Source organism: Xanthomonas axonopodis (assembly GCF_001304695.1).
Taxonomy (GTDB): Bacteria; Pseudomonadota; Gammaproteobacteria; order Xanthomonadales; family Xanthomonadaceae; genus Xanthomonas; species Xanthomonas axonopodis.
Map to the genome: position 1 here is coordinate 1 of NZ_JFAQ01000069.1, position 22509 is coordinate 22509.

The window sequence follows — 22509 nt, forward strand, 5'->3', positions numbered from 1 at the left end:
TTCCAGGACCGTAAGCTGGCCGCCGAACAGGACCGCGACCACGACCAATACCGGCAGAAGAACCAGAACCTGATCAATGAACAGGCCCCCCAACCGATGCAGGCCCAGGACAACGAGAAGCAGAAGCAACAGCAACAGCAACAGCAACAGCAACAGCAACAGCAACAGCAACAGCAACAGCAACAGCAACAAACGATGCGCATCGGTGGGCGCAGCATGTAAACGCCATCAGCAAAGGCAGGATGCACAATGAATACAAAAGACCCGCTGACCTTGGTCGACAAGACCGCCGCGCTCATGGAGCAGTTCGAGCGCCGCTGCAGTGAGATGGAACGACAGCAACGCCACCTGGCATTGCCCAATGGTCCCGGCCGTTGCCGGCCGCCGATGCGTCGCGTGTCGAGCGTGGCCCGCATGGCGATCGATGCTGATGGCATGCGGGAGTTTGTCTCGGCGCGCTGCAGACCATTTTACGGACGGGTGGCCCGAGCGTGCGCTCCGCCGCTTGCCTTGGCGCGAGCCAAGCTGGCGCAATGCAGTCTCCGCTCACAGTGTTGACGATCAACGCAGCTCATTCGACGCGGACCACAGGCTCGAATCACGACGCCGGCACGTTCAATGCGCGGTACGGAGGAGTGGACATCACCATCTCGGCCAGCGAATAAGCCAGTTCGCGCTCGGCCAGCACCGCGCCGTCGGCACCGTGTTCGAGCAGGTGCTTGACCTCGGCGTCGCTATGAGCGCGCGCCAGCAGTATCAGCGAGGGGTTGATGACGCGCAGCTTGGCCAGCGCTTCGCCGGCCTCCAGCGGCTGCGGAATGGCCAGGATGGCGATCTTGGCGTGCTCCGGGCGTGCCTCGGCCAGCACGCGGTCGGCCGCTGCGCTGCCACGGATGCCGGGAATACCAGCGGCATGCGCCTTGGCCACGTGGTCGCCGTTGTCGTCGATCACCAGCACCGGCACGCCGCGGCTGCGCAGTAATTGCGCCAGCGAACTGCCCACGCGGCCGTAGCCGATCACGATGGCATGCCCATCCGCCGGCAGCGGCGGGCCGGGCGGTAGTTCCGGCTCCACTGCGGCGGGCGCGTCCTGCGCCTGTTTGGCCTGCCAGCGGTCCAGCCACGAGAACAGGAACGGGTTGGCCACGATCGACAGCAACGCGCCGGCCAGGATCAGGTCGCGGCCCGTTTCCGGCAGGATCGCCAGTTGCACGCCCAGGCCGGCCAGGATGAAAGAGAATTCGCCAATCTGCGCCAGGCTGGTGGAAATGGTGAGCGCCGTGCCGGTGGGGTGGCCGAACGCGCGCACGATCAAAAAGGCCGCCAGCGACTTGCCCACGGTAATGGTCAGGAAGGTCGCCAGGACCTGCCACGGGTGCGCGATCAGGATCATCGGGTCGAACAACATGCCCACCGACACGAAGAACAGCACCGCAAATGCGTCGCGCAACGGCAGCGAGTCGCTGGCGGCCTTATGGCTGAGTTCCGATTCCTTGAGCAGCATGCCGGCAAAGAACGCGCCTAGCGCGAACGACACACCGAACAATGTGGCCGACACGAATGCCACGCCCAGCGCGATGCCGAGCACGGCCAGGGTGAACAGTTCGCGCGAGCCGGTTGCTGCCACTTTTGCCAACGACCAGGGAATCACGCGCCGGCCGATAACCAGCATCGCTGCGACGAACGCCACCATCTTGAATAAGGTTATGCCAAGCGCGGCCAGTAGCGAGGGCGATTGCGCATCGTGCGCCGCGGCTGGCGTTCCGGTACCGAGCACATCCGCCAGCGCCGGGAGCAACACCAATGCCAGCACCATCACCAGGTCTTCGACAATCAGCCAGCCCACCGCGATGCGGCCGCGCTGGGTGTCCAGCAAACGGCGTTCTTCCAGGGCGCGCAACAGCACCACCGTACTGGCCACCGACAGCGCCAGGCCGAATACCAAGCCGTGAATCAGCGACCAGCCCATGCTCCACGCCAGCGCCCAGCCGAGCAGGGTGGCCACCACGATCTGCGCCAATGCACCAGGCACCGCGATCCACTTCACTTCCATCAAATCGTCGAGCGAAAAATGCAGGCCCACGCCGAACATCAGCAACATCACACCGAGTTCGGACAGTTGGCTGGCGATGGTCTGGTCGGCCACGAAGCCTGGCGTAAACGGCCCCACGCACACGCCGGCCAGCAGGTAGCCGACCAGCGGCGAGAGCTTCACCTTCTGCGCGAGCGTGCCAAGGATGAAGGCGACCGCGAGGCCGACGGCGATGATGTCGATGAGGCTGGTGTCGTGATGCATTCCAATCCGTTGTGAGAGTGTCCAGGAGATCGTCGAGGTCGACCAGCCAACGGCACTGCGCCGGGCGTCGCCTGCGGGCATTGCGTGGTCATGGCTGGAGTCCGGCAGGGGGAACTGGACCGCAAAACAGGTCCGGTTGGCCGGACGCCCATAGTACACAGCGCGTGATTAACGCGATGCGATGTGCGGCGCATGCGCAGGCAGATACATGCGTCAGGTGTCGCGTGTAAACCGCTGTCGCCCACACCTGCGAGCTGAGACGTACGGCGCAAGTCCGGCAATGCCGATTCAACATTGACGACACCGCTTCGTGCGTGCGCAAGGCCCGGGCGCGGCACGTGCAGATAATCCGGGCATCCAGCCGAGCACCTGCGTTCTTCGGCAGGCGCACGCATGCATCGCCCCTGTTTCGGGGTGATGCCACCCGAGCCAGGCCATGCATCTCAGCGATTTGGCAACACCCCAGTTTCGCCACGGATCCCTATCCGACCTACGCACGCCTGCGCGAGGAAGGCCCACTGGTGCAGGTGGCAGCGGGGCGGCTGATGTCCGGCCGCTACGCCGTGGTCGATCGCCTGCTAGGCGATCGACGGGTCGGCCGCGACTATCTGCAAGGCATTCGTCTGCGCTACGGCGAAGCGGCGGTGCACCTGCCGCTGTTTCAGGGCATGAGCCGCATGTTCCTGCTGCTCAATCCGCTGCTGCACACCCAGTTGCGCGCACTGATGACGCAGGCCTTCGGTGCGCGGCAGATGGAGTCCATGCGTGAGGTGGCCCGCGATACCGCCGCGGATTGATCGACGATTTCCAGGCCAACGGCCACTGCGATCTGTCGACCGAGTTCGCGTTCCCGCTGCCGATCGCCATCATCTGCCGGATGCTGGATATCGATGCAGCCGATGTCACCGCGTTGAGTCACGCGACCAGCGCGCTGGCAAACGTCTTCGATCCGATGATGACGGCGGAAGAACTGCAGGCGACCAGCGTTGCGTACGACCAGCTGGCACGGTATTTCCATGGCGTGATCGCGCAACGTCGCAGCGATGGCGGCGACGATCTGATTGCGCGCTTCATCAAGGCCGAGGACAACGGCCGCCGCCTGAGTGACGAGGAGATCGTCTCCAACGTGATCCTTCTGCTCTTTGCCGGCCACGAAACCACCTCCATGATCTGCAATGCGCTGGTCGCCCTGCATCGGCACCCGCAGCAATTGCGCCTGCTGCAGGAAACCCCGAGCCTGCTTCCCAACGCGGTGCTCGAATGCATGCGCTACGACAGCTCGGTGCAGATCGCCACGCGCACCGCCTTGCAGGATTTCCAGATCGAGGGCGTGGCGGTTCCCCAGGGCACCATGCTGTATCTGATGCTGGGCGCGGCCAATCACGACACGCTGCAGTTCACCGACCCGCAGGTGTTGGATATCCGCCGCCAGCAGGGTCGCGCGCTGTCGTTCGGTGGCGGCATCCACCACTGCCTGGGCAACCGGCTGGCCCTGATCGAAATGGAAGCCGCGCTGGCCTGCCTGCTGGCGCGTCTGCCGACGCTTCGGCTGGAGCAGCTGGACACGCTGAGCTTGAACGATCGCGCCAACCTGCGCGGTGTCGACACGCTGCTCGCCTCCTGGTGAGCTGCGGCCAGGCGGTGCAGCGAGGTGACGTGCCAGGACGGAATCGCAGCGGCAATCACTGCGCTGGCAATCGCCGCGCCAGATGAGGCACGGCCGCTGCACACGAATCGTGATGTCCACAACGACAAACACCGCCGATCACTCGGCGGTGTTTGCGTGTACGCATGCACGGATCGGCAGGGTCGCTCGAGCCGGCCGATCAGAAGCGGTAGGTCACCCGGCCGTACCAGTAGCGACCGTTGAAGCCGAACGGCGATAACGAGGAGTACTGCAGGCCGCTGGCGCGATCATCGTAGCCGGTGGTCAGCTGTGCCTTGGTCGGATACTGGTTGGTGACATTGTCCGCGCCCACGGTGAAGGTCAGCGCCTGCCAGGTGTAGTTGGCCGCCAGATTGAGGATCCAGCGTGCCGAATAGGTCTGGTCCTGGCTGCCGTCGGCAGGATCGCCGATGCGCTTGATCGCGCCATAGCGGGTGGCATTGCCGTTGAGCGAGAAGCCGCCCAAGGTCCAGTCCGCTGCCAGCATGTACTTGGTGCGTGGCGTGGACTCGGTCAACAAGCCCTGGCTGGCGCGTCCAAAGTTCGGATTGGACAACTCCAGGACCTTGGTCTTGTTGTAGTTGGCGCTGGCACTCAGGTCGAGGCTGCCGCCGGCACCGAGATCGGCGCGATAGCTGTTGACCCAGTCGACGCCGCGCGTGCGGCTGGTGGCGCCGTTGACGAAGAATTGCACCGCACCCACCTGGCCGATCGGCTGGGCGAGCTGGATCTGGTCCGAATACAGGATCTGGTCCCAGATGCGGATCTGGTACACGTCCAGCGTCGAGGTGAAGTTGGCGGTCGGCTGCCAGACGCTGCCGATCCCGTAATTGGTGGACTTTTCCGGGCTCAGTGGACGCGCGCCCAGTTGCACGGCGATCGGGTCGGAGGTGCGATAGGTGCCCACCTGGATCAGTTGCCCGTCCTGTGGCAAGGTCACCACCGAGGCGTAGTTCTGCTGCGCCAGCGAGGGCGCACGAAAGCCGTTGGAGACCGTTGCGCGCATGGAGAACGTGTCGGTGAACGCATAGCGCGCCGACAGCTTGCCCGAGCGGGTGGAACCGGCATCGCTGTAGTTCTCGTAACGCCCGGCGATACCGCCGGACAGCTTGTCGCTCAGGTCCGCTTCCAGCGCCGCGTAGGCCGCGTTGCTATGGCGGCCGAACTTGCCGGCCACCGAGGGCTCCAGGCCGGAGAACACCTGCGCACCGCCAGGGTACGGGGCTCCGGTATCCGGGTTGATCGTGTCGGGGTCGAAGAAATACGACGCCGGCGAGCCGGCGACGATCTCGTAGCGGTCCTGGCGGTGTTCGAGACCGAAGGCCAGATTGACCGGATAGGCCAGACCCCAATCGAAGGACTTGTTGAAGTCGGCGTTGAGCGTGCCTTGTTCGGTTTCGAAACCGCCGGAATTGAAGTTCGTCGGCGAGCTGCCCGTGCTCCAGTAAAGATTGGTGTTGATGCTGTTGAGGATATTGAAGGTCATGTCGTTCTTGCCGTAAGTGGCCGACACGTCCCAATGCCAATCGCTGGCCATGGTGCCCTTGACGCCGAGCACCGCCGAGCGGTCGTTGATCGGGTTGTAGATCTGCGGCAGGAAGCCGTTGGGATACACCGCCTGCACATTGCGGTCGGTGTTGTCGTAGGCACGGTAGTAGCCGTTGGAGGTCACTTCGCGGCGGCTGAGGCTTAGATGGCCGTACAGCTCGACGTTGGGCGTTAAGCCATAGCCGAACGCGACCAGGTCCTGGTAGAACCTGGCATCCGGATCGCCATGACGCTGGTAGGGCACGCCGCTGGGATTGGCGGCGCCAGCAAGCGTGGTGGCGCGATTGGTGTTCTCGCTGCGATTGGTGTCCATCGAGTTTTGATAATTCCACGACAGCCGCACCCAGCCAGGCGCGGTATCTCCGCTGGTGGCTCCGAACGGCAGGCCGACCGAGCCGTCCACGCCGTTCTGTGCGCCGTCGCCCTTGTCCATGATGCCGCCATTGACCGAAATGCTGTTGGTGCCGGCCGCGGCGCCGTGCTTGAGCACGATGTTGACCACGCCGGCGATCGCATCGGAGCCGTATTGTGCGGACGCGCCATCGCGCAGCACCTCGATGTGGGCGATGGCCGACATCGGCAGCGAGTTGAGATCGGCCGGCGCCGAACCACGACCCACATAGGGGTTGTAGTTCACCAGCGAGGAGGTGTGATAGCGCTTGCCGTCGACCAGCACCAGCACGTTGTCCGGCGACAGCCCGCGCAGCGTGGCCGGACGGGCGGCGTCGTTGCCGTCGGCAATGGCCGGGCGCGGGAAGTTCAGCGATGGCAATAGCTTGCCGAGCGCGGTGGCGACGTCGGTGGCGCCGGTGGCCTGCAACGACTCATCGGAGATGATGTCGATCGGCGATTCGGATTCGGCCACGGTCCTGTCGCTGACGCGCGTACCGGTGACGATCAGGGTGTCGAGGGTTTTCTGCGGCTGGGTCGATTGCGACTGCGCACTGGCAGCGAAGGAACAGACGGTGAGTGCGACTGAAATCGCCAGCGAGAGTGCGTTGGAGTTGTGCATGGGGGTCAAGGCTCAAGAGGGGTGATGGACGTAGCGACGAAGCACCGTAAATACCGGGGAATGCAACTGCGTACGGGTAATCGGCCATGCCTGCGCGCCACATGCTTCCGCAGTGCGGAGCAGTGCGCGCGAAGATGGCCGCAATCGGCAACGCGCGGTGTGGCGCCTTGCGCACTTACTGCGTGCATCCTTGCTGAAGCGGTGCAACGTGCAACGCAGAGCGTCTGACCTGGCCACCTCGCATGTGCGAGGTGGCCAGGGACGGTTACGTCGGCAGCACGCAAACGTGCGGCGCGACTCAAGTGCCGGTCGTGGCCGACCGGCACTTGGGAGTTACCACTTGTAGTTCACGTTCGCATAGACCAGCGCGCCGTTGAAACCGAACGGCGAGGCGCTGCTGTAGGGCAGGTAGGTGCGCGTGCCCAAACCGGCTTTCTGGCGGTCCGGATATTCGTTGAGCACGTTGTCGCCACCAACGGTGAAGTTCCAGGCGCCCAACTTGTAGGAGGCGGCCAGATCCAGCGTCCACTTGGCCGCGTAGGTCTGGTCGCTGCCGGCGTTGGTGCCGAACGTGCTGAACTCGCCCCAGCGCGTGGCGGTGCCGGTGAACGACCAGTTGCCCGGCGACCAGGTGCCGCCGAGGAAGAACTTGTCGCGCGGCGTGCCTTCGGTGATACGGCCGATTTCGGCGCGGCCGATGCGCACAGCACTCGGGTCGATCGCCATCAGCGCTGCCGGGTTGTCGGCGATGCGTTTGATTTCGGTCTTGTTGTAGTTGTAGCCGGAGGTCAGCTCCACGCTGCCGCCATCCAGGTTCCAGCGATAGGTGCCGACCGCATCCACACCTTGCGTCTTGGTATCTACCGCATTGGTGAAGTAGCGCCCGCCACCGATGCCCGGGAAGCCATTGGCCTGCAGGTAGTTGCGGACCGCATCGGAGCTGAGGTTTTCAGACAGCACGATGCGGTCGTCGATATCGATGCGATACGCATCCACCGTGATGTACAGATTCTCTACCGGTTGCAACACCACGCCCAAGCCGTAATTCTTGGACTCTTCGGCCTTGAGCGGTTCGGCACCGAGCGCGATTGCAGCAGGGTTATCGGTACGGAAGGTGCCGATCTCGAACGGAATCGCGGTCACCGAGCCGTTGGGTTGCGCTACGTTGAGGAACTGGGTGGCGATCGACTGGAAGTTCTGCTGCTGCAGCGACGGCGCGCGGAAGCCGGTGGATGCAGTCGCACGCACCGCCACTTTGTCGGTAAAGGCATAGCGCAGCGACAGCTTGCCGGTGGCGGTGTCGCCAAAGTCGCTGTACTTCTCGTAGCGCCCGGCCAAACCGGCCGAGAACTTCTCGGTCAGATCCGTTTCCAGATCGGCGTAGAACGAATGGCTGTTGCGGTTGTAGTAACCGGCATCGGTGGGCTTGAAGCCCGGGAACACCTGCGCGCCGGGAATCAACGATCCGTTGGCCGAGGGAATACCGCCGTTGGCCGAGGAGGCCGCATCGCCGGGCGATTCGTTGAACTTCTCGCCGCGCCATTCGGCACCGAAGGCCAGCGTCACCGGGTAGGTCAGGCCCCAATCCAGCGTCTTGGTGAAATCGGCATTGAGCACGTTTTGCGTCACTTCCAGCGTACCGGCGTGGAAGTCGGTCGGGCTGGCCAGCCCCAAGCTGTTGTTCAAGCTGTTGCGCACATCGAAGGTGAGATTGTTCTGCCCGTAGTTGTAGCTCAGGTCGATGTTCAAGCCGCCTTCGGTGGAGGTCTTCAAGCCGCCCACCCACGAGACGTCCTTGCTGACGTTGTAGATCTGCGGCAGGAAGCCGTCCGGATAGATTTCCGGGCGATTGCGATTGTCGCCGGCAAAGCGGAAATAGCCGTTGGACAACACTTCGCGCCGGCTGACCATGCCGAACGAATAGAAGGTGAGGTAGTCGGTGGGGCTGTATTCGCCGTTGAACGAGAGCGCGTCCTGGTCGATGTCGGGGTCGCCGTAACGCTGCTCCACACGGCCCTGGAACGGCAACGCGCGGTTGGTCTGATCCGAGTGCCCGGCCTGTGCGGCCAGGTGCACCTTGCCGGTGCCGGCGAAGCTGAAACCGGCATCGCCGGATAACTGATACTGCTCGCCGTCGCCGGCACTGTACTTGCCATAGCGGCCATTGATGCTGCCGCCTTCGCCGCTGCCCTTGAGGACGACATTGATCACGCCGGCGATGGCGTCCGAGCCGTATTGCGCAGACGCGCCATCGCGCAGCACTTCGATGCGTTCCACCGCGGCGATCGGAATGGTGTTGAGGTCTGCCGGCGAAGAGCCACGCCCCTGCGTATCGTTGACATTGATCAACGCCGTGCTGTGATAGCGCTTGCCGTTGACCAGCACCAGCACCTGATCGGGTGACAGGCCGCGCAGCTGTGCCGGGCGCACCGCGTCAGAGCCGTCGGAGATGGCCGGGCGCGGAAAATTGAGCGAAGGGATCGCGCGTGAGAGCGCGGTCGCCAGTTCGGTGGTGCCGGTCGATTCCAGTGCCTGCGGTGAGATGATGTCGATCGGCGATGCCGATTCGGCGACCGTGCGATCGGCCACACGCGTGCCCGTCACGATCAGGGTGTCCAGTGTTTTCTGGGTCGGCGCCTCCGACTGTGCAGATGCGGTTGAAGCGGAAAACGACAGTGCAAGAACAACGGCGACTGCGAGTGGACTGGTCTTGCAATTCATGCGGTGACAACTCCGAGTGGGGAACGGATGCATCGCAGGGGCCCCCTCCCGGGCCGCGTCCATCGCGGCAGCTGCGGTGCGTTCCCAACCATCAACCACGTGTAACCTTATGTCAAATTTTGGTTACGTTGCGCAGGCAATCGTCATCTCTGCTGTGCTGCTGACAACGTTGTCATCGCGCACCAAATTGATGCGAAGCGCGCACCAGACCTGACTAGGACGGGCGCTTGCTTGCACCATAGTGGACGGCAATACCAGTTATGAAACTTGTGCATCAGAACGTGATCTACGCCGCATCTACACTGCGTTGCGCAACACTATGGAAGACCGCTCCGTTATTGTTGCCGTCCGGATCGCGTACGAACGCAGCGTAGTAGTGCGGGTTTTAGGGGGCAGGCCGGGCGCACCATTGTCGCGACCACCATGGGCGAGCGCAGCCTGATGGAAGGCATGCACCATTGCCACATCGCGTGCCTGAAATGCCAGGTGATGGCGGCCGGTCAGCACGCCTTGTGCCCCCGTGTTGCGATAGGAGGCGAACAGTTCGTCGGCCCAGGAAAAGCCGTCGCCTTCGCCGCCGACCGGAATGCCCAGAACATCCAGCACAGCCTGGTAGAAGCGCCGGCTGGCCGCCAGGTCCTGCACCACCAGGTGCAGATGGTCGATCAAGCGTCCGCGCGACAGCTGCGATGTTTCCATGAAGCGTGCTCCGGCAATGACGTGAGCACAGTTGATACCACTGCAGCTGCCGGCTGTTCTTCACCTTGCAGCGATGCGGTGCGCAGAGTCGCTACCAAAGCGAGGCGCGCAGTCGTCAGCTGCGTGCGGACGGCGCATGCCGACCGCGCTGCACGCGTGGTCGATGCCGCACCCAGCACCGGCCGCGTTCGTCTGGTGCTGGCAGTGAGCTTGTCTGCCGCTCTCAACCGGCCGCAGTTAACGCCTGGCCAATACGCACGCGCTCCGGGCTGGCCGGGGCGTGTGGTTGAGGATCGCTGTCGAAGATGCCATGGCGACACGCCATGCATGTACAGCGACGCCGCATGCCCCGATCACGGCAGATGCGGCGGTGATCGCGAGATGGCCGGTCGCACTGCCCGCCTCACGATCACAAGGACGACCTCGGCTGCTCGAGCGCAGCGCTTACCAGCGGTAGTTGATGCGCCCGTACACGTACGCACCATTGAAGCCGAACGGCGACAGATTGCTGTACGGGAATTGCCCGCTGGTGGAATTGGCGAAGTTGTTTTCGTCCGGATATTCGTCCAGCACATTGTCAGCGCCCAGGGTGAGCGTCCAGCGGTCTACCTTGTAGCTGGCCGATGCATCCACCACCCACTTGGCGCCGAAGGTCTGGTCGTTGCTCGCCTCTGCCGGGCGGGTGCTGTACTTGCCGTAGCGCGTGGTACCCAGGGCCAGCGTCCAGCGCCCGGAGTTCCAGCTGCCGTTGATCAGGAACTTGTCGCGCGGGAAGCCTTCTTCGATGCGGCCGCGCTCGGTGCGGTCGATGCGCTCCAGGCTCAGCCCGTTGGCCGACAACGCTGCCGGGTTGGCGGCCACGCTGCGCACCTTTGTTTCCGAGTAGTTGTAGCCGGCAGTCAGGTCCACGCTGCTGGCGGCAAGCTGCCAGCGGTAGCTGCCCACCACGTCCACGCCGCGCGTGCGCGTATCCACCGCATTGGTGAAGTAACGCCCGCCGTTGATGCCGAAGATGCCCTGTGCTTCGAGCAGGGTGCGCACGCCGGCGCCGGTGAGGTTGGACGACAGCACGATGCGGTCGTCCACATCGATCTGGTACGCATCCACGGTGAGGTAAAGCGCATCGGTCGGCTGCACCACCAGGCCCAGGCTGTAGGACATGGAGGTTTCTGCATCCAGCGGCTCGGCGCCAAGCGCGCGCGCCACGGTGCTGTCGGCGGGGAGGGTGCGGATCTCGAACGGATTCGGGTTGCTGGCCAGGAAGGTGGTGCTGGTGGACTGGAAATACTGCTGCGCCAGCGACGGCGCGCGGAAGCCCGAGGCCACCGTGCCGCGCAACGCGATCTTGTCGGTGAACGCATAGCGCGCCGAGGCCTTTCCGGAGGCCTGGCTGCCGAAATCGCTGTAGTCCTCGTAACGCCCGGCCAGGCCGGCAGAGAACTTGTCGGTGAAGTCGGCTTCGATGTCGGCGTACAACGCGTAGCTGTCGCGCGAATACTGCCCGGATACGCTGGGTGCGAATCCGCCGAAGCCCTGCGCGCCGCCGGCCAGCGTGCCGCTCTGGAAATACGAACCCACCTCGCCCGGCGACTGGTTCCACTTTTCGTTGCGGTATTCGGCGCCGAAGGCCACCGTCACCGGGTACGCCAGGCCCCAGTCGAAACCGCGCTTGACGTCCAGGTTGACGATGTTCTGTGTGGTTTCCAGTGCGCCGTCGTAGAACGCGGTGGGCGAAGTCGGGCCCAGGCTGACGTTGAGCGTATTGCGGGTGTGGAAATCGATACGGTTGTAGCCGTAGTTGTAGCTGGCGTCCCAGTCCCAATCGCTGGCAGTGGAGCCGCGTACGCCGGCCACCAGCGAGCGGTCCTTGGCGTAGGTCTGGATTTCAGGCAAAAAGCCCTGCGGATAGATCGACAAGATATTCTGCGTGGTGCTGCCTGGCGCGCGGAAAAACGCGAACGAGGTGATGTGGCGGTTACTGGCGGTGGCAAAGGCATAGCCGGTGATGCTGTCGCTGAAGGCGAATTCGGTATTGGCCGAGACCGCCTGCGCATTGACTTCCGGGTCGCCGATCTTGAAGGCTTTCTGGCCCACTGCCGGCTGCGAGGCGCTTGGCGCGCCGGCATAGGCGCGCGCACGGTCGGTGGGATCCTGCTGGTTAAGCTGGGCGGCCACGTGCAGCCAGCCACGCTCGCCGCCGTAGGCCACGCCGGTGTCGCCGGAGAGTTTGTAGTTGTTGCCGTCGCCAGCCGAATACTGGCCGAAGCCGGCTTGCAGGCTGCCGCCCTTTTCCGCGCCCTTGAGCACGATGTTGACCACACCGGCAATGGCATCGGAGCCGTACTGCGCCGAGGCGCCGTCGCGCAGCACTTCCACCCGTGCGATGGCCGCGACCGGAATGGTGTTCAGATCCACCGCCGCCGCGCCGCGACCGATGGTGCCGTTGAGGTTGAGCAGCGAGGAGGTGTGGCGGCGTTTGCCATTGACCAGCACCAGCACCTGGTCCGGCGACAGGCCGCGCAGCTGTGCGGGACGGATTGCGCTGGTGCCATCGCTCAGGGCAGGGCGCGGGAAGTTCAGCGAGGGCAGGGCGCGCGCCAGCGCGGTGGCCAGCTCGGGGGTGCCGGTGGCCTGCAGCGATTCGGCGCTGATGATGTCGATCGGCGACTGCGATTCGGCCACGGTGCGGTCGGAGACGCGGGTACCGGTGACGATGACCGTATCCAGGGTGTTGGCCGGGGCAGTCGCCGGCGCAGCGTTCTGGGCCAGGGCGGGGGAGGCAAGCAGTGCAGCGACCACGGCGGTCGCAAGCGCGGAAACGGGGGCGTTCATGACAACTCCGAAAACGTGGGTCCAGGCAGGACCAGGCAAGGCTAGGCAGGCGGCGGTCGCGGCAGGGCGAACAAGACGGCGGCCATGCTGAAGGCGCTAATTATTCGTTAACGCTAGAATGACGTCGCAGGAATGCTGCTCATCTGCTCATTCCTTTTCGTTCTATCGGACTGTCCATCCATGATTTCCCTGCGTAACTTCTCCATGCGACGCGGCGAGCGTCTGCTGCTCTCCAACGTCGACCTGACCATGCACGCCGGCTACCGCGTCGGTGTGGTGGGCCGTAACGGCACCGGCAAGTCGAGCCTGTTCGCTGCGGTGAAGGGCGAGCTTGAGGCCGACAAGGGCGATGTCGATCTGCCCGGCAGGGTGCGCACGGCCAGCGTTTCGCAGGAAACTCCGTCGCTGCCCGACCCCGCGCTGTCGTTCGTCCTGGGCGGGGACATCGAAGTCTCCGCGGTGCTGCAGGAAGAGGCGGCGGCCACCGCGCGCGAAGACTGGGAGGCGGTGGCCAACGCACACCAGAAGATGGCCGAGATCGGCGCCTACGACGCCGAGGCGCGCGCTGGCAAGTTGCTGCACGGCCTGGGCTTTCCGGCCGACACGCACCACCGCGCGGTGTCCTCGTTCTCCGGCGGCTGGCGGGTGCGGCTGAATCTGGCGCGCGCGCTGATGATGCCCAGCGACCTGCTGCTGCTCGACGAACCCACCAACCACTTGGACATGGATGCAGTGCTGTGGCTGGAGCAGTGGTTGCTCAAGTACCCGGGCACGCTGCTGCTGATTTCGCACGACCGCGAATTTCTCGACAACGTGGCCACCCACACCCTGCACCTGCATGGCGGCACTGCCAAGCTGTATGTCGGTGGCTACACCGATTTCGAACGCCAGCGCATCGAGCATTTGCGTCAGCAGCAGATCGCGCACGACAAGGAACAGGCCGAGCGCGCGCATCTGCAGAGCTTCATCGACCGCTTCAAGGCACAGGCCAGCAAGGCCACCCAGGCGCAGAGTCGCATGAAGCGCCTGGCCAAGATGGCCGGCACCGAAGCGGTGCGCGCCGAGCGCGAGTTCCGCATCCAGTTCGCGCAGCCCAATCGGCTGCCGTTTTCGTTGATTCGGTTGAATCATGTACAGGCCGGCTATCCGGCTCCGACCTCCCTTCCCCCGCGTGCGGGGGAAGCTGCCCGAAGGGCGGATGGGGGCGACGCTGCCACGGTCATCCTGCACGATGTCGGTTTCGGTCTGGAAGCGGGTGATCGGATCGGGTTGCTCGGGCCCAATGGCGCGGGTAAGTCCACCCTGGTCAAGACCTTGGTGGGCGAACTGGCACCGTTGGCGGGCGAGCGCAGCGCGCATCCGGATTTGCGCATCGGGTACTTCGCCCAGCACACCGTGGAGTCGCTGCACGAAGGTCAATCGCCGATGGACCACTTCCGCGCGCTGTCGCCGGATGGTTCCAACCAGGCGTTCCGCGACTTTTTGGGCAAATGGAATTTTGCCGGCGACCGTGCCTTCGAAGTGGTGGATGGTTTCTCCGGCGGCGAGCGCGCGCGGCTGGCGCTGGCGTTGATCGCCTGGCAGCAGCCGAACGTGTTGCTGCTGGACGAACCGACCAACCACTTGGATCTGGAAATGCGCGAGGCGCTGGCCGAGGCGTTGAGCGATTTCGAGGGTGCCATCGTGATGGTCTCGCACGACCGCCATCTGATCGGCCTGGTCTGCGACAGTTTCTGGCGCGTGGCCGATGGCGTGGTCGAGCCGTTCGCCGGCGATCTGGACGAATACGCCGCCTGGCTGCGTAGCCGCCCGGCGGCGCAGGGCACCAAGCAGAAGATGGCCGACGTGGCGCCGACCCCGCCGCCGCCGACCAAGCCGCTACCACCGAAAAAAGCCGTCAACCCGCACAAGCTGGCCAGCGCCGAAAAGCGCGTCGGCGAGCTGGAAGCGGCACTTGCCGCGCTGGACCGCGAGCTGGCCAATCCCGGCAACTACGCCGACAGCGAGAAGATGGCCGTGCTCGGACGCGACCGCGAAGCCACCGCGCAGCAGCTGGCTGAAGCTGAGACGGCGTGGATGGAGTTGATCGACGGGGCGTAGAGCGACTGACAAAAACGCCTGCGCAACCGTCGGATGGCGTGTCAGGCGCTCGTTGCGGGATGTGCGACGCCTACGCTGCGGTTCCCGCGCCTCGTCCATACCGGCCTGCTGCCGGTGCGCTACGTATCGTTCGCCTCGACGAAAGCACGTGGGTGACGCTGCGCGTCGAGCCACACACACGGACGTCGCCCGCACAATCAGCGTCACCATCAGCCTGGAAGACCATCTGGCCGCACAGCGCTTGCATGCGCGTCACGATGCGAAACGTCTGCTGGTGTTTCTGGCAATGCTGCTGTTGATCGGAGCGGGGCTGCTGCACCTGAGCGGCGCGCGCGAGATCATCGGCCCGGCGTTGATCGGCGGCGGTGGCGGCGGGCTGATCGGACTGGCGCTGTTGCACGCGTGGGGCCTGCCGCGGCGGATCAAACGCCTGCATGCGCAGCAGGCCTCGCTGCGGCACACCTACACCTATGCATGGGACGAGAACGGACTGGAAATCACCTGGGCGGACGGCCATTTGCGTCGCCCCTGGTCCGATTACATGCGCATCCGCGAAAACGACCGGGTGCTGTTGCTGTACCACAACGACCGGCTGTTCGAGCTGTTCTGCCCGCACCGGTTCGCCGACAGGGCGCAGTTCGGGGCGTTTCGCCAGTTGGCCCTGCGGGTGGGAAAGACGTCCAAGGCGCTCTAATCGCGGCTGCGCTGCTCAGCTGCCCAGGTGCTGTTCGGCCAGTAGCCAATCGCGCAACCGGCGCCCGGCATCGCTTTGCGGCCGCGACCGTAGCCAGGTCAGCCAGTAGCGCGGCATCGATGGCGATCGGGAACGGGCAGACCAGGCGCTCGGTATCCAGGTCCTGGCGAAACATCGGCAGCGGCAACAATGCCACCCCTGCGCCGGCTGCCGCTGCGCTGGCCAGGGTGAGCGACTAATCGAACATGGTGCCGCGCGCAGGCACCTCCGTCACCCGCGCAGCGCGAAATCACTGCGGCCGCTCATCCAGACGATACGAGCGTAGTAACGGCACGCGCGCCAGATCCTCCGGCGCGCGCAAGCTGCGCGCCATTGCCGGCGCGCACACCGGCGCGAAGGGCGCTTCCATCACGGCTTCGGCAACCTGGCCCTGCCAATCGCCATCGCCGAAGCGGATGGCCAGATCCAGGCCTTCTCCGGCCAGGTCGACGCGGTTGTTGTGGGTGGACAGGCGTAGTTCGATATCCGCATGCGCCGCATGGAACGCTGCCAGCCGTGGCAATAGCCAGCCGGTGGCGAAGGTGCCTACCACGCCCACGCTGAGCACCTCGCGGTAACGGCCATCGGCAAAGCGTTCCAGGGTGGCGGCGATGCGGTCGAAGGCCTCGCCGAGCACCGGCGCCAGCGCGGCGCCTTCGTCGGTCAGTGCCACCCCGCGCGGCAGGCGGTGGAACAGGCTGCTACCCAGCTGCTGCTCCAGCGCCTTGATCTGGTGACTCAGCGCGGCCTGGCTGACGCACAACTCGTTGGCCGCACGGGTCAGATTCTGATGGCGTGCGGCGGCTTCGAACGCGCGCAGGGCATTGAGCGGCAGGCGGGGGCGGGGCATGGGTAGAGATTAGTTCAATTCATGCCTGAGATCGAAACATCGCGATGGTCGGCTGCGTCGTGCGCATCGATACTGCGGGCTCTCATCGGGAGGCTGGTCCATGTTGAATCGTCGACAATTCTTGTACGCAACTGGCGCGAGCGTGCTGTTTGCAGCGTCCCGGCCCGCACAGGCGCTCAGCCTGGTGGCATCTCCGGTCGCTGAGTTGCGGGAGCAATGGGCCCGGATCGAACAGGGCACCGGCGGCCGCCTGGGCATCTGCCTGCTCGACAGCGCCACCGGCAAGCGCCTCGGGCAGCGCGAGGACGAGCGCTTTCCGATGTGCAGCACCTTCAAATTTGTATTGGCTGCCGCGGTGCTGCAGCGGGTGGACCAGGGCAAGCTGACGCTGACGCAGCAGGTCAAGATCCATACGTCCGACATGCTTGAGCATGCCCCGGTCACCGAACGCCATGTCGGCGGTTCGCTGAGTGTTGGCGAACTGTGCCGGGCAACGATGATTTATAGCGACAACCCGGCCGCCAATCTGCTGTTTTCCCCCTGGTCGGCGACCCGGCTGGCGTGACTGCGTTCCTGCGCGGCATCGGCGATGCCCGGACCCGCACCGACCGCTACGAGCCGCAGATGAATCGGTTCGCCGCCGGCGACCCGCGCGACACCACCACGCCTGCAGCAATGGCCGCCACGCTGCGCACGCTGCTGCTTGGCGACGCGCTGCAGCCAGCCTCGCGCAAGCAGCTGACCGACTGGATGATCGACAACCGCACCGGCGACGATTGCCTGCGTGCGGGGCTGACGGCCGACTGGAAGATCGGCGACAAGACCGGCAGCAACGGCACCGACACGCGCAACGACATCGCCATCCTCTGGCCACCGAAGGGAAGCGCGCCCCTGTTGCTGACCACGTACTTGAATGGCGCCAAGGTCGACGACGCGGCACGCGATGCGGCGTTGAAGGCAGTGGCGCAGGCGGTGGCGGCCTGGTGGCCGACACGCGAATCGCGTGCCGGCTAGCGTCGTTCGCGGCCTCACGCTTTTCGCCCGTCCCGCGCGCCTGGTGACAGGCCAGAGCAAGGCCGATCCAGCGGCGACGTGGCGGATGGCAGCCGCGCGCATCCCTACAGTCCTGTCGATCCCTTGGAGCATGCCATGCGCCGGTTCGTCTGCTGTACGTTTGCGATTGTCTTGGGTCTGTATGCGCACGGTGCGCAGGCGCGCGTCTGGGAACCCACGCCCGGGCACGTGCAGGTGCCGATCTGGCCAGGCGCAGGACGACAACGTGGACGGCGTTTCGCAGGTGCTGGCGTACTACGTCGCGCTCAACCACGCCGGTGTGCCGGTGGAAATGCATGTGTACGCCAAGGGTGGCGATGCGTTCGGTCTGCGCGCCGAGGGGCTGCCGATCGCGCAGCGGCCACAGTTGGTGGAAACCTGGATGCACACGATCGGCGTGCTGCAGTGAGGGGCGACATCCCGGTGTCGTGACAGTACGCTGCGCGTAAGCCGCGAGTGGGCCGGCCTTGCTGAAGGGGCGACAGCTCGATCATCGCGTGCGATACCGTGATCTAACGTGTGGCGGCGCTGCGCTACTGGCCCGGCAGATGCGGCGAATTCCTGGCAGCTGACGGTGCCAGCGACGGCTTGCGCTCGCTGCCCGCAGAACCGACACTGCGCGCCCGGTCGCCTTGCGCCTGATGGCCGGCGCCTACAGGAGAGCGACGCGTGACCGAGCAACCGATCCCCAACCGTGGCCTGCTACCGGCCAGGATCCTGCTGTGCTATTCGGCCATCGCGCTGTTGATCATGCTGGTCTTCAGCTGGTCGATGCCGCCAATCGATGCGTCCGGCTTCCGGCAGACGCAGACCGCCCTCTCGATCGACTGGATGTTGCGTGGTGGGCCTTTCCTGTCCTATCTCACGCCGGTGCTTGGGGCGCCGTGGTCGATCCCGTTCGAGCTGCCGCTGTTCCAGTGGCTGGCTGCGTTGTTGTCCGAGGTCACCGGCATGAGTGCCGACAATAGCGGTCGTTTGCTGTCCACCCTGTTCCACGTGGGCTGCATCTGGATGAGCTATCGCATCACCCTGGTGCTGCGCCCGGACCGCGTGCTGGCGCTGTGCATTGCCGGTGCGTTCGCGGTGTCGCCGCTGGCCCAGTTGTGGGGGCGCTCGGTGATGATGGAATCCACCGCCGTGTTCTTCGGCTTGGTGTTTGTCTGGGCGATGGCACGGCTGTATGTGCAGCCGCGGGCATGGCACGGCGGGGTCGCTGTTGCCGCCGCGGTACTGGCAGCCCTGATCAAGATCACCACCTTCTTTGGTTTTGCGATCTTCACCGTCCTGGCCCTGGCCTGGGTTGCGCTGCGCGAGCACGGCTGGCGTCCACAGTGGCTGGTCGGGCATTGGAGGCTGCTGGGTTGGGGCGCGGTGGCGGCCGTGGCGGCGCTGGTGGCGCTGCTGCTCTGGCTGCAGCATGCCGATGCCCTGAAGGCACAGTCGTTGCTGGGCCAACAGGTCACCTCCGCCAGCCTGTCGGGCTTCAATTACGGCACCCTGCAGCAGCGCCTGAATCCGGCCATCTGGTGGGGGACCATCTTCAAGAAGCGCTTCGCCGGACCGGTCGGTTCGAACTGGGTGTTCCTGATTATCCTCATCGCCGGTTTGTCGATCCGCCAGATCCGTGCGGCGGTGGTCTTGCTGTTGCTCGCCTACCTGGCGCCGATGCTGGCCTTCACCAATCTGCAGGTAGTGCATCCCTACTACCAGTTCGCGCAGGTGGTGTTCGCCACGTCGATCGTCGGCCTTGTGCTGTGGTGGGTGGTGCAGCGTGGGCAGGCGATCGGTAAACCTGGCCGTGGCGTGGCATTGGCGGTGTTCCTGTGCCTGCTGTCACTGGGCTCTGGCTTGGTGAGTTCGCTGAAGAACATGAAGGAAGCGCGTGCGCCGACGTCGATCTCGCAGATCGCCGAGCAGATCCGTGCAGCGACCCCGGAACAGGGCGTGGTGGTGGCCTTCGGCGATGACTGGTCTTCCGAACTGCCCTATCGGTCCGGCCGCCGCGCGGTGATGATTGCCGACTGGGCGTCCGACCAGGCGTTGCAGTCGCTGGCCAGCACCGACATTGCGCTGGGTGGCCTGCCGCTGGCGGCAATGGTCGATTGCCCCAACAAGGTGGGCAGCACGCCGCAACGGGCGCAGTGGCACGCCGAGATCGTGCAGCGTTATTCCGCGGGCGCGCAGCCGCAGACGATCGGTGACTGCCGTTACTGGCTGCATCGGTAGTGCAGGCCGGCGGCCTGGCTGGCGACGCGGTGTGCGTTGGCCTGGGGCCGTCAGGGTTTTCGCATCAATGGCCGTCCTTGCCAGGCGGCCGCTGTCGCTAGGCATGTTGCGTGACCGGGGCAGCAGACCTTGTTGCCGCCCGCGCTAGACAAGGCCACCTTCGACGCCGATACGCACGGCGCGACGCCACGACGATGGCGCACTGATGACGGCGCGCACACCGGTTCGCTCCGTGCCGAATCTGCACTGCCCAATCCCGCGCGTCTCACCCAGAGCCTGGGCCGTCGATATGTGGCGGATCGTCCTGATACAGCCGTGCCGACCCGCCGAGCGCTGGGTCGCTGATACCGGGCTTGCCGGTTTCCACGCGCCCGGCCAGGCGCTGGCGCACCCCGTCGTGGATTAGCCACAGGTCGTACCAGCCGCCGGTCGGCGTAGCGCTCCAGCGCTCACGGTGCTCGCCGCCGGCCGCGACGGTGATGCGCTTGCGCGGTTGCGCTTGCGTGTAGGCACCAGGTTCCAGCGCGACGTGCAGTGGGCGGTTGCCGGGATTGCGCAACGTCAGGCACAGCGCCTGCGCATCGTCTGTGTCCTGCGTGATCTCGGCCACCAGCAGCGGCGTATCCGCATCGCCCCGATAGTGACGATGGAAGCCGTTGGGACCGATCAGCCAAAGATCGTAGCGCCCGTCGTAGGTGGTCCACGTGCCGTCCACGACGGTGTCCTTTCCCACTGTGTAGCGGCGCGGAATCGCAGCCAGATCGAAGCGGTCGTAGACATGCAGCACCGCCGCAGCGCCCGCGTTGTCCATGCGCAGTTTCACTTCGCCGCGCTCGGGCAGGTACGCCAGCTCCACGCTGGGACGATATGGCAGCGCCCGCGAGCGGCGCACGCCGAACGGTTGCTCGGGTGGCTGCAACGTGGCCGGCAACGGCGGCAGTGCGTGCTCGCGCAAACCTGCTGCGCGCGCAGCGGTTGCGCTGACATCCGGCAGCGCCGTGGCGAAGGGGCGCGTATCGGCAGTGCCGAAATCGAAGGCATTGGTCAAATCGCCGCACACTGCACGCCGCCAGGGCGTAATCTCCGGCGCGGGCACGCCGAAGCGGCATTCGAGCAGACCCAGCACCGAGGTGTGGTCGTACACCTGCGAATCCACCCAGCCGCCACGGCTCCACGGCGAGACCACATACATGGGCACGCGCGGGCCAAGCCCATAGGGCCGCCCGCGTAGCTCGGGAAGATCCACCTTCTGTTCGCCTGGCGCCGGGTGGCGGTGATAGTCGTCGTCGGTGGCAATCGTCGATGCGCCGGCAAACCCGCCAGGTGCGCGTGCGTCCGGCGACGGTGGTGCGGGCGGCGGCATATGGTCGAAGAAGCCATCGTTCTCGTCGAACATCACCAGCAAGGCGGTGCGACTCCACACCGCCGGATCGGCAGTGAGCGCATCCAGCACGCGTGCGGTGTAGGCCGCGCCCTGGGCGGGGCTGGACGGATCGGGATGCTCGCTGCCGGCCGCATCGGCAATGATGTAGCTCACCGCAGGCAGGCGCCCGCCCAGCACGTCCTCGCGCAGCTGCGCCAGGCCGCGCGTGCTCACGCCACGCGCGCGCAGTTGCGGATCATGTCCGGGCGCGGTGTTGTACGCCTGTCGAAATGCCGCAAAGCCGGCCAGTGGGTTGTCGGTGAAGTTGTCTGCCATGTCCTGATAGATCTGCCAGGACACACCGGCGTTCTGCAGTGCTTGGACGTAGGTGCCCCAACGATACGGCTCGGCAAAACCGCCCAGTTCCGCAAAGTTGTCGTGCGAATTGCCGATCACCGGGCCGCCTGCGCGCGCCTGCGGATCGTTGCCGCCGGTCCACAGGAACACGCGGTTGGAATTGGTGCCGGTCTGGATCGCGGCATGGTACGCATCGCAGATGGTGAAGGCCTCGGCCAGCGTGTACTGGAAGGGAATGTCCGCACGCGTGTAATAGCCAAGTGCATGATTGTGCTTGGCGGCCGCCCAGTGCCCGAGCCGACCATGGTCCCAGGCCTGTTGTGCATCCGGCCAGCTATGCGGGGTGCTCTTGACGCGCATGAAACCGAATTGCGCGGCCGTGTCCAACGCGAACGGCGTCAGCCATTGGCCGCCGTCCTCGCTGGGTTGCAGCCACACCGTGCGCGCTGGTGTGCCCGGCAAGGGCGGCGCAGGAATCGGGAACCGGTCGCCGAACCCGCGCACGCCGGGCAGGGCGCCGAAGTAATGGTCGAACGCGCGGTTTTCCTGCATCAGGATCACCACATGCCGAAGATCCTCCAGCGTGCCGCTGCGGCGGTCCGGCGCGATGGCTGCGGCGCGCGCGATGCTGGGCAACAACGCGGCCGCGCCGCTGGTGAGGCCGGCTTGCAGCAGGCGGCGTCGGGGCAGATCGATCATGTGGGCTCATCGCATCGGAAGGACTTCCCGCACCGATGCCTGATGCGGGCATCGCAGAGCATGGCAGCTCGCCGTTACAGGTCCAGCGTCAGGGTCAGGCCCACGGTGCGCGGTGCGGCAATAAAGGCACTGTCGCTGCCGTCCACCCCTTCCAGATAGCGCTTGTCGGTGAGGTTGCTGACATTGAGCGCCAGCTGCAGGCCTTTGAGCTGCGAGGTCAGTTGCGACAGTTCCACACCCAGATTGGCATTAAGGCAACGCTGATCAAGCCCCGTTCCCGCGTTTCGCGGGAGGTTGGATGCACATAGACGATGGGGCGCGTAGATCGCTTTGCCCCTGTCTCTGATACACATA

The 22509-nt window shown here is 65.2% G+C and carries 10 protein-coding genes and 6 pseudogenes; 8 read left to right on the plus strand and 8 right to left on the minus strand.

All coding sequences use genetic code 11. The annotated features are described in order from the left end of the window. Both XAXN_RS20870 and XAXN_RS20875 read left to right on the plus strand, forming a co-directional pair. On the plus strand, positions 1-222 hold a 222-nt coding region (locus XAXN_RS20870), incomplete at its 5' end, for a hypothetical protein (protein ID WP_209018939.1). A 27-nt stretch (positions 223-249) separates the two neighbouring features. Beyond that, positions 250-354: pseudogene (locus tag XAXN_RS20875) on the plus strand (relaxation protein); the annotation flags it as partial. Positions 355-598: 244 nt separating this feature from the next. Here the strand turns inward: XAXN_RS20875 and ybaL are convergent. After that, entirely contained in the window at positions 599-2296 is a 1698-nt protein-coding gene (ybaL, locus tag XAXN_RS07455) for a YbaL family putative K(+) efflux transporter (RefSeq protein WP_054319075.1), read from the minus strand. A gap of 436 nt (positions 2297-2732) precedes the next feature. On the opposite strand from ybaL, the pseudogene XAXN_RS07460 reads away from it, so the two are divergent. Further along, positions 2733-3923 (plus strand): annotated as a pseudogene (locus XAXN_RS07460) (cytochrome P450). Between the two features lie 199 nt (positions 3924-4122). Here the strand turns inward: XAXN_RS07460 and XAXN_RS07465 are convergent. The 4 genes and pseudogenes from XAXN_RS07465 to XAXN_RS07480 form a co-directional block, all read right to left on the minus strand. Further along, a complete protein-coding gene (locus XAXN_RS07465) occupies positions 4123-6522 on the minus strand; it encodes a TonB-dependent receptor plug domain-containing protein (protein WP_054319076.1) in 2400 nt (799 codons plus the stop codon). A 333-nt stretch (positions 6523-6855) separates the two neighbouring features. Next, positions 6856-9243 (minus strand): TonB-dependent receptor plug domain-containing protein, encoded by a 2388-nt coding sequence (locus XAXN_RS07470; RefSeq protein WP_054319077.1) that lies wholly within the window; start codon positions 9241-9243, stop codon positions 6856-6858. A 286-nt stretch (positions 9244-9529) separates the two neighbouring features. After that, positions 9530-9942: pseudogene (locus XAXN_RS07475) on the minus strand (VOC family protein). Between the two features lie 444 nt (positions 9943-10386). After that, a complete protein-coding gene (locus XAXN_RS07480) occupies positions 10387-12774 on the minus strand; it encodes a TonB-dependent receptor plug domain-containing protein (protein WP_054319078.1) in 2388 nt (795 codons plus the stop codon). A gap of 180 nt (positions 12775-12954) precedes the next feature. Between XAXN_RS07480 and XAXN_RS07485 the strand changes: the two genes are divergently transcribed. Next, on the plus strand, positions 12955-14874 hold the full coding sequence (locus tag XAXN_RS07485) for an ABC-F family ATP-binding cassette domain-containing protein (RefSeq protein WP_054319079.1): 1920 nt from the start codon (positions 12955-12957) through the stop codon (positions 14872-14874). A gap of 241 nt (positions 14875-15115) precedes the next feature. After that, positions 15116-15568, plus strand: a complete 453-nt coding sequence (locus tag XAXN_RS07490; RefSeq protein ID WP_338133134.1) for a YcxB family protein — start codon at positions 15116-15118, stop codon at positions 15566-15568. A gap of 15 nt (positions 15569-15583) precedes the next feature. On the opposite strand, the pseudogene ampR reads toward XAXN_RS07490, so the two are convergent. Then, a pseudogene (gene ampR / locus XAXN_RS07495) lies at positions 15584-16457 on the minus strand (LysR family transcriptional regulator AmpR). Positions 16458-16557: 100 nt separating this feature from the next. Here ampR and bla point away from each other — a divergent pair. From bla to XAXN_RS07510, 3 genes and pseudogenes are all read left to right on the plus strand, one after another. Next, positions 16558-17471, plus strand: a pseudogene (bla, locus tag XAXN_RS07500) (class A beta-lactamase). 247 nt (positions 17472-17718) lie between these two features. Beyond that, positions 17719-17919: pseudogene (locus XAXN_RS07505) on the plus strand (alpha/beta hydrolase); the annotation flags it as partial. Between the two features lie 260 nt (positions 17920-18179). Continuing rightward, on the plus strand, positions 18180-19736 hold the full coding sequence (locus XAXN_RS07510) for an ArnT family glycosyltransferase (RefSeq protein ID WP_054319081.1): 1557 nt from the start codon (positions 18180-18182) through the stop codon (positions 19734-19736). 265 nt (positions 19737-20001) lie between these two features. On the opposite strand, the gene XAXN_RS07515 is transcribed toward XAXN_RS07510, so the two are convergent. Together XAXN_RS07515 and XAXN_RS20890 are read right to left on the minus strand one after the other, a co-directional pair. Next, positions 20002-22155, minus strand: coding sequence for a phosphocholine-specific phospholipase C (locus tag XAXN_RS07515; RefSeq protein ID WP_054319082.1), 2154 nt, complete (start codon positions 22153-22155; stop codon positions 20002-20004). Positions 22156-22229: 74 nt separating this feature from the next. After that, complete coding sequence (locus XAXN_RS20890) at positions 22230-22391, minus strand: hypothetical protein (RefSeq protein WP_338133135.1); 162 nt, start codon at positions 22389-22391, stop codon at positions 22230-22232. Positions 22392-22509 lie beyond the last annotated feature (118 nt).

Coding starts and splice junctions, on each gene's coding strand:
- ybaL (WP_054319075.1), bottom strand. CDS start 2,296: ATGCATCACGACACCAGCCTCATCGACATCATCGCCGTCGGCCTCGCG.
- XAXN_RS07465 (WP_054319076.1), bottom strand. CDS start 6,522: ATGCACAACTCCAACGCACTCTCGCTGGCGATTTCAGTCGCACTCACC.
- XAXN_RS07470 (WP_054319077.1), bottom strand. CDS start 9,243: ATGAATTGCAAGACCAGTCCACTCGCAGTCGCCGTTGTTCTTGCACTG.
- XAXN_RS07480 (WP_054319078.1), bottom strand. CDS start 12,774: ATGAACGCCCCCGTTTCCGCGCTTGCGACCGCCGTGGTCGCTGCACTG.
- XAXN_RS07485 (WP_054319079.1), top strand. CDS start 12,955: ATGATTTCCCTGCGTAACTTCTCCATGCGACGCGGCGAGCGTCTGCTG.
- XAXN_RS07515 (WP_054319082.1), bottom strand. CDS start 22,155: ATGATCGATCTGCCCCGACGCCGCCTGCTGCAAGCCGGCCTCACCAGC.